This window comes from Flavobacterium gillisiae, from assembly GCF_900107635.1.
Classification (GTDB): domain Bacteria; phylum Bacteroidota; class Bacteroidia; order Flavobacteriales; family Flavobacteriaceae; genus Flavobacterium; species Flavobacterium gillisiae.
This window is the reverse complement of the sequence record NZ_FNRD01000004.1, coordinates 1-11,849: the sequence shown is the minus strand read 5'-3', so window position 1 is coordinate 11,849 and position 11,849 is coordinate 1. Positions and strand designations below refer to the sequence as shown.

The window sequence follows — 11,849 nt, the reverse complement described above, 5'->3', positions numbered from 1 at the left end:
CATGGAACGTAACTAATTCTATAGGATTAATTTGATCTACGATGCAAAGCGCAAAGCAGCATCGTATACTTTAAATCTTTTAAATAAGATATAGAAGGGTATTGTATTCTTATTCGGGTTTACTGAAGTTAAGCGGGATAAAATGGAAGGGTGTATGGTTGCAAAACCTATAGCAGTACTACTTATAGTTGATAAAAATGGAAATAAGGGGGCTTTAATAGTCTGTTCTTCCTTTACTATCGTAGTTGAACAATAACCAATATTACAACTCGTTTTTTTTTGAAATGAACTTTGATTTTTATTTAGCGTTTTTGTTGTTTTAACACTAAACTCCTGCTGCAATAAATTTCGAAAAGAACAAGGAGCAAGAAGCAGTAAAAGCCCCAGTAAAAGAACAATTCCTGTTTTACGATTTCCTGTTTGCAGATTTCTTATTTTTCGCATTGTTTTATGAAGGTCTTTTAATTAGAAATACTTTCTAAATTGAACTTTGGCCAAATGTAAACATTAATTTATGCTTGCTATTTTTTTAACGATTAATTAACTCCTTTTTTTTATAGTATGGAGTAACTATTTTGACGAATAGGTACAATTTCCATTAAAAATGATTTTTACGTTTCATCCATTCATAATTCACGATTGTCAGAAAATAAAAAACCACATCGGCACATATTTTTCCAGCCATAATCCCCGTTAAAGAATTTCCAGTTAGGATAGGCAGCCAATACATACAAAACGGACGGATAAATAAAATATCTAATACAGCAGGATAGCCAAACTCCAGTAATAGGTTTTTGATTATCATCAGCACGTCACTGAAAGATGTCTTTTTTTGTATGGCTTTGTTCTTTTTGTCACATTGCCAATAAGCCATACCAATAATCACACTATAGAAGGCAAAATATTCAATAAAAGTAATCAAGTAGGCGGTTGTCAAGCCACTAAAGATTCTGCTAAACTGTGAGCCCAGTAATGCCGCCGTAGTAGCCGCTACTTCCGCGTATTTATAACGGTCAAACCATTCTTTAAACTGTGTTTTAGAAAGCATAATTGTGTGTACTACTTTAATGAAAGACAAAACTATACAAAATTATGATTAGGAAACAGTAATGTTGTTTTTGTAAAGGATTAACCTTGATACAAGATTTCTTTATGAAGTTAGGATTGCGAGTACAAATGAGGAACATCTGTTTTCTGATGCTTAACATCTACTAAATTTCTAAAGTCTTTTCCCGTAGGTTCTTCAAAAACTTCCAGTTGGAATTGAGACGTAATAGTTAGCAGATGATCAAAAATATCCGATTTGATTTGTTCATATTTTTCCCATTCTTTTTCATAGGTGAAACAATAGATTTCTAATGGCATTCCTTTAGAAGTCGCATCTAATTGTCTAACCATATTTGTCATTTCGATATTAATATTAGGATTTGAAAGAATGTAGTTTTCGGCATAAACTCTAAAAACGCCAATGTTAGTCAAACTTTTGGCGTTAACTAGATTCGATTCATTATCAATTAATGCCGAATTGGATTTTTTAATTTCAGCTTCTTTCTCAAGGATGTAATCTCGTATAAGTTTGTATTTTTTAAACTGCTCTAACATTTGATCATCACAAAAACAAAAACTACTCACCTTTAGATAAATGGCTCTTTTTATTCTTCGTCCACCTGAATTGCTCATACCGCGCCAGTTTTTAAAGGAATCAGTGATGAAAGCATAGGTAGGAATCGTGGTGATTGTTTTATCCCAGTTTTGAACTTTAACGGTACTTAAATTGATGGACATTACATCTCCATCGGCATCATATTTTGGCATCGCAATCCAATCGCCCACGCGCACCATATCATATACTGACATTTGGATGCTCGCCACAAAACCTAAAATAGTGTCTTTGAAAATTAATAATAGAATAGCGGTCATAGCTCCCATGGCTCCCAGAAAGTAAAAAGGACTCTTTCCTAAAAGTAGAGACAAAATCAGGATTGCGCCAACGAAATAAACAATAATATTCAGCACTTGAATGTAACTCGTAATGGGTTTATCCATGAAAATAGGAGACTTAGACAGTATTTCATCAAAGACAGCCAGTAAAGCAATAATCGTCCAGATGATTACCATGAGGATCACTATCATGGCTAACGTAACGATATAACTTGAAAGCGTAGGGTATTCTGCAAAAATAGACGGCACAGTAAGAATGACAAGAAGCGCCGGAATGATATAGGCAAGTTTATCAAATATTTTTTTCTCGATTAAGATGTCGTCCCAGGTAATCTTAGTTTTTAAAAATAGTTTGTGAATCGAATCAACAATGATTTTTTTGGTTAAAAGCCAGGCGATAAAACAAATAATAAGTAAACCCAAAAGAAGTATAGGAAGATTGATGTAATGCGCAATTTGAGGATCTACACCAAAATAGTCGGTTAACCAGCTAGGATCTAGTTGTATAGAGGAGTATTTTTCGTCAAGTAGAATCATTGCTTTAATTTGTTTTATGCAAAGGTAACATTCACAATCTAAGACAAGAACAGAACCTGATGATTAGGTTTTTCTTAACAGTATTAAAAAATTTCAGGGATTGCTAGACTTAACTATGTTACAACGTTAATTAATCGCTTTAAACTGTTTCATTTCTTGCAAAGGTTCGATAGCGTTGTAATCTTTCCAAATCTTTGGGTCATACGATTTAATCGTTATAAACTTGAAGTCCTGTTCTTTAATTTTTTCAATGGCAGCAACGCTTGCTTCAGTACGAGACATATTTAGGAACTCTGTTTTATTGCGATTATTGGCTTCGATTTTAAAATCAAGTGCCAATACATCTTTTTCGCCGCTTGTTAATTCTATAAGTTTCAAGGGACGATTGAGATAAAAGTAATTTCCCGTTTCGGTAGCGGCATACTGCATATAGTAGTTGTCGTCTTCGGCTCTTTTTTTGTAAATAATGGTTCCTTTACTAACATTTTCAGATACTTTAATTCCTAAAAGAAACTTCATATTAAAATTATGCAACTTTTCTCCTTCGTCTAGGACATAATCGGTTCGTAGGACGGCATAATCAGTTTCAGAAATATAGAGTTTACCCACATACATGGCTTTGCTTCTTCGAGGTTTAAAAGTAAGGACATAAGCAAATTCGTTTTGATTAGTGTAAGTAGTCCCTTCAAAGGTGTAGTCATACAGCTCTGGTTTTTGTATAAAATCAAACCTCTTGTTCTTTAACAAATTGTTTTGATACATAAAGCTGTTAAGGTTGCTTTTTGTAGCAGTTAACTGGTTTTTTATTTCTATGTTAACACCTGTTTTTTTCTTTCTATTGAAGTCTTTGCGCAGCGAAATCGTATCTCTTGATCCAAAAAAACCACTTTTTACTCGGTAATATTTAGTGGAGTCTAAGTGTTGTAACATCATATCCATAGCTGTTTTTTCTAAATCGTCTAAGGACGTAGACTCTCCTTCATTTTTTAAGACAGTAGCTTTTAAAACAGCTAGTTTGGAGGTAAATACAAACTTATCAGCTTTTTTGGTTTTAACCGAATAGTAGTTACAAAGAATATCAGTAAATGATAACGGCGGATGCGATATTAATTTTTTAGAAAAACCCTGCAAGTCATTGTTGACTTTTGATAAAGCTTGCTTGCTAAAACCAGTTGATTTGTTAATCTCCACATCGATTATAGAAGGATTAAAATAATTAGAGGTTCTGTAAAAGAACATTTCTTTTGACCCTTTTTCACCAGTGGTATAATTACGGCTCAAGTTGGCTTTTACATTTGCCATAATCTCATATGGATTGGGTTTTATATTGGATACAGCAACATCATTTAGTTGAAAAACACCAGGCGTCAGTTTAATGCTATAATCATACTTTTTTAATTCTGCGACGGTCAATTGCTGATTGACATAACCCAAATAGGAAACCGTAAGCAGCGTTTCATCTTGACTATTATTTTCTGAGAGTGTAAAATAGCCTTCACCATTAGAAACCAAGTTTTCAGATTCGTTTACCTTTATATTAGCATACGGAATACTTTCTCCAGTTGCTGCATCAATGATTTTACCTTTTATGTTTTGAGCAACTCCCAGCTGAATAAGGAAAACAATGAAAAAAGAATTAATTAAAATTTGCTTCATTTTGTTAAAATGTTTAATTATGATGATTGTCTTTGATATACTAAATTGATTTTTTAAATAAAATTCATTGTTTCTATTTTTCAAATGTAAAGGTTATTAGAATAGGAATCAGAGCATGTTTATTAATTTGGTGTTAATTTTCTTACTAAATTAAATTTTGTACTTAACAGTGAAAACAAAACCCGTCCGGTTCAGCGGTAGTGCTAAAAATGTTGATTGTAAAATTTTTAAAACTAAACTTTAAAATAGAATTAAACATAATACCTTTACGCCTCTATAATTAGCTATTATTTAAATGAAAAAACTATTACTTATTGCGATTTTCACAATTACCGCTGGTGTTTTTGCACAAGGGAATAACCCCAATACCGTTAGTGACAATTACACTAAGAAGGAAGTACACATTAAAATGCGTGATGGAACATCGCTTTATACTGCAATTTATACGCCCAAAGACCATTCGAAAAAATACCCGATAATTATGCAACGCACGCCTTACAGCTGTGCACCTTATGGTCCAGAGCAATTCAAGAAAAGCATTGGTCCTAGTGAAACCATGATGAAAGAAGGCTATATTGTAGTCTATCAAGATGTGCGCGGGCGATGGATGAGTGATGGTTTGTATGACAATATGCGCGCTTTCATTCCTAATAAAAAGTCAAAGAAGGATGTTGATGAAGCTTCAGATACCTATGACACAATTGACTGGTTAGTCAAAAATGCAGACAACAACAATGGAAATGTAGGTGTTTGGGGAATTTCATATCCTGGATTTTACTCTACTTATTCTTTATTGAGTAGGCACCCTGCATTGAAAGCGGTTTCGCCTCAGGCCTGTATTAGCGATTTCTTTTTTGATGATTTTCACCATAACGGAGCGTATTTATTGAGCTATTGGAAAGCGACACCACTTTTTGGGATTCAAAAATCAGAACGCACAACCAATTCTTGGTACAAATTCCCTGATTTAGGAACCAAAGATGATTATCAGTTTTTTCTAGATGCAGGATCTTTGTCTAATTTGGATACTTATTATGGAAAAGATGATGAATTTTGGCAACAGCTAAAAGACCATTCGAGTTATGATGATTTCTGGCAAAAAAGAGGAATTCTACAACATCTAAAAGACATTAAACCTGCAGTTATGACCGTGGGTGGTTGGTTTGATGCTGAGGATTTATACGGACCTCTGAACACCTATCAAGCTATAGAGAAGACCAGCAAAAACTACAATACGATTGTTATGGGACCATGGAGTCATGGAGATTGGGCAAGAGATGGAGCCAAAGCAATTATTGGAAACATAAACTTTGGGGATAGTATTTCAGGGTTCTTTCAAAAAAATATTGAAGCCAATTTTTTCCGTCATTTCTTAAAAGATAATGGTAAAGGAGAAAACAAACTGCCGGAAGCCTATGTATTTGATACTGGATCCAAAGATTGGAAAACCTATGATGTTTGGCCTCCAAAAAATGCAGCGAAAGCTAGCTTTTATTTGGCACAAGATAAATTAATGAACACGGCACAAAATGGTGTTGGTTTTCAAGAGTTCATTAGTGATCCTAAAAAACCAGTTCCTTTTACGGAAGATATCAATCAAAAAGGGATTACACCAAGAAAATACATGACGGATGACCAGCGTTTTGCGGCACGACGTCCTGATGTATTAGTCTATGAAACCGAAATTTTAAAGGACAATATGACGTTGGCAGGTGATATCTTGGCACAATTGCAGGTTTCCACTTCAGGTACAGATTCCGATTGGATTGTAAAAGTAATTGATGTTTTTCCTAGTGATGAACCAGAAACAGCTGAGATAGCTCCGTATTTAAAAATGAGCAATTACCATATGATGGTACGAAGCGAAGTGATGCGCGGTCGTTTTAGAAATAGTTTTGTCAATCCAGAACCTTTTGTGGCTAATCAAAAAACAGCGGTAAATATCAAATTGCAAGATGTAATGCATACGTTCAAAAAAGGACATAAGATCCAAATCCAAATTCAAAGTACTTGGTTTCCTTTGATTGACTTGAATCCGCAAACTTTTGTAGATAATATTTTTTATGCAAAGCCAGAAGATTTCAAAAAGCAAACACAACGTGTGTATGACGATTCTAAAATCATATTTACCGTTTTGAAATAATAGTAGACGACGTTCAAACTAAAAACCCAATCCTAATAAGTAGTGATTGGGTTTTTGTTTTTATGGAGTTATGATTGTTTTTGAGTATCGATTCTACAGCTTTCAATACTAATATTTAAAGCGTTAACTCTTTAAAATAAAAAAGCCCAAATTCAGTTGATTTGAGCTTTTAGACTATGTTTTGTAAATAGCAGATTTGACTGCATTAATCAATATAGTATTACTGAATTTTAATTTTTATTGAATCAAAAGTAGTGGAGTTGACACCAATCAATCCGTAAGCAGTTTCTCCTATTTTAATAGTTTTTCCATTAATGTTGTAGTCATTCAAGTCAGTATTGAATTTTTTGTTAGCTGAGCTTGCGGCTATCATATTTCCACCTGCTAAACCTGGTCCAAGGATTAAACCTATAGGAAATGAACTCGAAGTTTCGGTGTAGCCATAGGAATTAGTTTCAGTTTTCATAAATTGTGTTGGAGACAAAAGTAAATACCATAGATAAGAGGCAGGACTTTGTTTTAACATTCTGTATACTGTTTCTTTTTCCATTATATAAAGCATTGTATTGTCGTCATATGTTAGCACGAGATCTCTCCCAAAAACCAAATCTTTCTCTGTATTGTTTGTGATTTTAATTGCGATTACTTTTAGGTTCCTTTTGTATTCTTTTTTGGCATACTTTTTATCTAGCAAGCTGTATTTATATTCAAAAGTAACGCCATTGTTTGTGTTTTTTGAAAGGTAATTTAAAGCTGCTGGATCAATAGAGTGGTAACTTGATGCGCAACTGTTCAATAATAAAGCGCATGACGATAGGAGGATAATTTTTAAAAATTTCATAAAATAGGTTATTTTGTTAGGGCTGTTTTTTAGCGGAGCCAAAACTAGTAAATTTCTTAATAAAATAAATAAAAAAGAATGAAAAATATTATAATTATTAATAATTAGGCGTTCCTGTTTCTTAGCTACAGTTTCTAATGATTTTGGTTGTAGTTCATAATCTAAAAATACAATTTCAGGTATAAAGAATTACTGGTTTAGTTGTACGATTTAAAAACTTAAAATGAATTTGTTTGTTGGCTGGCGATCAAAGCGGATACAATTTTTCATGTACAATCGCTGTGGTCGTATTTCTAATAAACTAATTGCGCTTTACTATTTACACATTTTATACTTATCGGGGAAGGAGGGACGTCACAAGTTGAAATAATTCCCCATTTATTATTGAATTCTTTTTGGGAATTTGTGTATTTGTCCACTTTGTAAAGAAAGTCAGTCGTATTCAATTTTAATGAATAGGCGATAAATTCAGTAGGTCCACCACAGGCTTTAGAACCAATGGGGGTAAAGGTCCAGTCAGCTGGATTCTCACATTGTTTACTGACAGCAAGGGACAGAATTTCGGCATGCATTTTTTCAAGATTTTGTGCCTCTTGTTCTTGAGAAGTCCCGTTATCATTACTGCAACTTGTAACAGTTAGTCCAATTATCAAGATTAATAATTTTAAGTTTTTCATAAATAGTAGTATTAAGTAATTTGACTAGGGTTTATTGTTTGGCACTAATAAATATTAATTAGTAGCTTGTTTTATTACACATACAAAGCGATAATCTGCTCAACAATTGGTTCCATTAGCTGATAACCAGCTTTGTTTGGGTGCACTCCATCTTCTGAATAGGCGAGTGGCAGCCCCTTTTGATCGTCAACCATAGCTGAGTAGTAATCGACATATGGAATATCATTTGCCGTAGCATAACTTTCAATACTTTTATTTAAAGCTACAATGGTATCGGCAGGCTTTTCTTTTGGTTTCCAATAAAAATAATTAGCAGGCAAAACGGAACATAGAATAATCTTTATATGATGTGCCTGAGCGAGTTCTACCATCGAAAAAATATTGTTTTGGATCATTTTAAGAGTTGAAGTCCCTGTATTTCCAGCTATGTCATTTCCGCCAGCAAGAATTACAACCACCGCTGGTTTTAAGTCAATAACATCGGCTCTAAATCTAAGCAGCATCTGCGGTGAAGTTTGTCCGCTAATTCCGCGATTGATATACGATTTCTCGTGAAAGAATTCGGGCTGTACATTGCTCCAAAATTCGGTTATGGAATCACCCATAAAAACAATTCTATTTTCGCGGGTTTGTGTGGCATCTATTATTGCGTTTTCTTTTTTGTATTTGTTTAAATAAGGCCAGTCTTGATCTTGTGTTTCTATTGTCATAAAATGTAGTGCTTAAAGAAAATAAAGTTAGTTTTATTTTTTTATACTGCAAATATTTTCAAGTAAGCAGATAAAATTAGAGTGTTGAATCTTTTTTTATCTGATTCCTATGTATTTATGTGGAATATTCATGAATAATGCTTTTTTTTAAGCTAGATTTAAACTCAAAAATAATTTTTCACGTATATCATTGAAATAAATACAATTATGTTTTTTTATAAAAAATTATCGCAAATCAGTTTTCTTAGTAGGAGTTATGCTTTCAAATTTTTATTTGTAGCTTTTATCGGTATTCATATTCCTCTAATAGGGTTGTTGTTTTTAGTTCTTTATGGAAATTTTTCATTTTCTCCCAATGAGATATTGATTTTTGCACTGCTGATGACTTTATTTGCTTCGGGGGTTACTTTAGCGATCCTAAAGCATTTAATTAAGCCCATAGAAATTGCTTCCAAGGCATTGAGAAATTATAAGAAAGAGAGACAGGTGCCAAACTTGCCTTTGAATTTTCATGATGAGGCTGGTTTCTTAATGCGCAACATTCAAGAAACAATATTGGAGCACGAGAGATTTATTGTTGAAAAGCAAGACTTGGTCTATTTGCTGTCCCATGATTTAAAAACGTTTGCGGGACAGCCTCAGTCATTAGCTACCCTCATATTAGAAGCTGATCCATCAGATGAAATCAAAGAATTAGCAGAATTGATTTACCAGTCGTCCAATCAACAGTTTTTATACATTGAAAATTTTTTAAAGTTATTAAAGGAACAAGATGAAATAGTACAAAGCAGTCCAGGCTTAAAAATGATTGAATTTACCAGTATGATTTCAACCGTTGAAAAGCTAGTACAGCAATTACTGATAATTAAAAAAATTAAATTAAACGTATCAATTGACATACAAAAGGACGAACTATTAATTGAGGAAGAATTATTAATTAGGGTACTAGTGAACTTGATTGATAATGCCATAAAATTTTCTTATCCTAACAGTGAAGTTAATTTGAGAATTTATAAAGAAAATACAAAGTTAGTTTTTTGTGTTTCTGATAATGGAATAGGATTTAACCATAACCAGACAGAGGAGTTGTTTAAAAAATTCACAAAAATGAGCAAACTGGGAACATCAAATGAAGGTTCGACGGGAATTGGTTTGTACTTGTGTAGAAAAATTGTAGAAAAAAATCAAGGGCAACTTAACGCGTCAAGTGAAGGGCAAAATCGAGGTTCTACTTTTACCGTTATTTTCTAATTGCCTAATTAGATAAAGGTATTCTATTTTTGAAATCCGCAATAAAATTAATTTTATTGCGGATTTTGCGCATGTGTCACTTAATTAAGTGAATTTAAATGAATACTACTATTGTTTTAAGATTTATGCTGTAGTTAATTCATTAAAAGAACAGGGACATGTGTCGTTTATAGTTTTTTTTAACACTTTAATCGGATATGTAAAATAAATCGCAGCAGTATGTTAAAAATAATATAATTTAGTTTTTAGTTAATGATTTCAAAGTCATTATCTGGATGTTTTTCTACCTACAAAAAAACATTTGTTTTGAATAAATAGAGTACAATTAATCACCAAATAGAAGACCTTATTCTATACGATTTATCTTTTTACAGTTAGACAATAAGTATTTTATATATAATAATTTCAATTCAAGTGAGTATGAGAACAATTCTACCTAAATCGGGATTTTTTACTTTTATTTTTTTAGTTTCTACTTTGTTGTTTGCCAATGTGGTTTTCTCGCAGGCAACGGTCACGACAGATAAGGATGATTACGCTCCAGGTGAGTATGTAATCATTACTGGTGCTGGATGGGAGCCGGGAGAACGTGTTGACTTCACTTTTGTTGAAACCCCCAAACCTGCTACCTGTGTCAATTCTCATGATAATTTTGCCATCGCAGATGCGAGTGGCAATATCTATTATGGTGGTTTTTTGATTAAGGAAAATCATTTAGGCGTTCATTTTGTATTGACTGCTACAGGCCAGGCTTCTGGGAGAATTGCTGTAACTGAGTTTACGGATGCGAATGTTAAATTTTCTACTCTAGGCCTTCCTTCAGGTATTAGTGTTACAGTTCAATACCAAGGAACTGCAGGAGGTAGCACTGGAGGACCTGTAAATTCATCTGCTACATTCTCAACTTCAGGAAGTGGATCCAGTAGTACGATAGCACTTACAGGACCTTTAAGTTTTCAATTCCCTTCTACAATTACTGTTTCAGGAACGACATATGCTTTGGTGAGTACCTCTCCCGGTTCACCGACAAATGTTCCCATTAACGGCAGTTATGATATAATAGCTACATATACAACTTGTACAGCACCAACAGCACTTACTTATGCATCAAATAACCCTGCTTATTGCACCGGTATGGCAGTTACTGCTAACTCGCCTTCAAATGGAGGAGGAACTCCCACATCATATTCTGTGTCGCCTACTTTACCGGCTGGATTAACTTTAAACACCACAACCGGTGTAATCACAGGAACTCCAACGGTAGCAATTGGCGCTACAGATTATACAGTACTTGCAATAAATTCATGCGGATCGACATCTAAGGTTATTAATATAACAGTTAACGCTGCACCATCAGCACTTACATATTCATCTAATACTGCGACTTATTGTAGGGGTGGTGCTGTTAGTGCTAACTCACCTTCAAGTGGCGGTGGAACTCCCACATCGTATTCTGTGTCTCCTACCTTACCGGTTGGATTAACTTTAAACGCCACAACCGGTGTTATCACAGGAACTCCGACAACAGTAAGTGTTGCGACTAATTATACAATCACTGCAATAAATTCATGTGGATCAACAACTAAGGTTATTAATATAACAATAAATACAGCACCAGCATTTACAGCTTGCCCTTCAAATATAACTTCAAATACTGCAGCAGGTGCTTGTAATGCAATAGTAAGCTACACAGCTACAGCTTCAGGCACACCTACACCAACTATTTCCTATGTATTTACTGGAGTAACAACAGCAAGTGGCTCTGGTACCGGAAGCGGCTCTACATTTAATAAAGGAGTTACTAATGTTACAATAACTGCAACTAATAGTTGTGGTATTGCTACTTGCAGTTTTATAGTAACGGTAAACGATACACAGTTACCAACGATCACCTGCAATGCACCGATCGTTGTAAGCAATGATGTTGATGTATGTGGTGCAACAGTAACTTATACCGTAACATCTGCTGACAACTGCGCAGGTCAAACTGTTGCTCAAACAGCAGGTCTTGCCAGTGGATCAGTGTTCCCGATAGGAGTAACAACCAATACGTTTGTTGTAACAGATGCAAGTGGCAACACAGCAACCTGCAG

At 34.1% G+C, this 11,849-nt stretch carries 10 protein-coding genes; 3 read left to right on the top strand and 7 right to left on the bottom strand.

What is annotated here, in order from left to right:
• Positions 1–36: 36 nt before the first annotated feature.
• The 4 genes from BLV35_RS06700 to BLV35_RS06685 form a co-directional block, all read right to left on the bottom strand.
• Entirely contained in the window at positions 37–444 is a 408-nt protein-coding gene (locus BLV35_RS06700; protein WP_091086779.1) for a hypothetical protein, read from the bottom strand.
• Between the two features lie 154 nt (positions 445–598).
• Complete coding sequence (locus BLV35_RS06695; protein WP_091086776.1) at positions 599–1,048, bottom strand: hypothetical protein; 450 nt, start codon at positions 1,046–1,048, stop codon at positions 599–601.
• Positions 1,049–1,158: 110 nt separating this feature from the next.
• Positions 1,159–2,478, bottom strand: coding sequence for a mechanosensitive ion channel family protein (locus BLV35_RS06690; RefSeq protein ID WP_091086772.1), 1,320 nt, complete (start codon positions 2,476–2,478; stop codon positions 1,159–1,161).
• A 126-nt stretch (positions 2,479–2,604) separates the two neighbouring features.
• The gene (locus tag BLV35_RS06685; protein ID WP_091086769.1) at positions 2,605–4,134 is read right to left on the bottom strand and encodes a carboxypeptidase-like regulatory domain-containing protein; all 1,530 of its coding nucleotides are present in this window, start codon (positions 4,132–4,134) and stop codon (positions 2,605–2,607) included.
• Between the two features lie 295 nt (positions 4,135–4,429).
• Here BLV35_RS06685 and BLV35_RS06680 point away from each other — a divergent pair, with 295 nt between their 5' ends.
• The gene (locus tag BLV35_RS06680) at positions 4,430–6,277 is read left to right on the top strand and encodes a CocE/NonD family hydrolase (RefSeq protein ID WP_091086766.1); all 1,848 of its coding nucleotides are present in this window, start codon (positions 4,430–4,432) and stop codon (positions 6,275–6,277) included.
• A gap of 220 nt (positions 6,278–6,497) precedes the next feature.
• Here BLV35_RS06680 and BLV35_RS06675 read toward each other — a convergent pair whose 3' ends face one another.
• From BLV35_RS06675 to BLV35_RS06665, 3 genes are all read right to left on the bottom strand, one after another.
• Entirely contained in the window at positions 6,498–7,118 is a 621-nt protein-coding gene (locus tag BLV35_RS06675; RefSeq protein WP_091087648.1) for a hypothetical protein, read from the bottom strand.
• A gap of 293 nt (positions 7,119–7,411) precedes the next feature.
• Positions 7,412–7,795 (bottom strand): hypothetical protein, encoded by a 384-nt coding sequence (locus BLV35_RS06670; protein WP_091086762.1) that lies wholly within the window; start codon positions 7,793–7,795, stop codon positions 7,412–7,414.
• 74 nt (positions 7,796–7,869) lie between these two features.
• Positions 7,870–8,505 (bottom strand): SGNH/GDSL hydrolase family protein, encoded by a 636-nt coding sequence (locus BLV35_RS06665; RefSeq protein ID WP_091086759.1) that lies wholly within the window; start codon positions 8,503–8,505, stop codon positions 7,870–7,872.
• 207 nt (positions 8,506–8,712) lie between these two features.
• On the opposite strand from BLV35_RS06665, the gene BLV35_RS06660 reads away from it, so the two are divergent.
• The gene (locus tag BLV35_RS06660; RefSeq protein WP_091086755.1) at positions 8,713–9,756 is read left to right on the top strand and encodes a sensor histidine kinase; all 1,044 of its coding nucleotides are present in this window, start codon (positions 8,713–8,715) and stop codon (positions 9,754–9,756) included.
• 420 nt (positions 9,757–10,176) lie between these two features.
• Positions 10,177–11,849, top strand: a 1,673-nt coding sequence (locus BLV35_RS06655; RefSeq protein WP_143031842.1) for a putative Ig domain-containing protein, incomplete at its 3' end; no start/stop codon positions are given.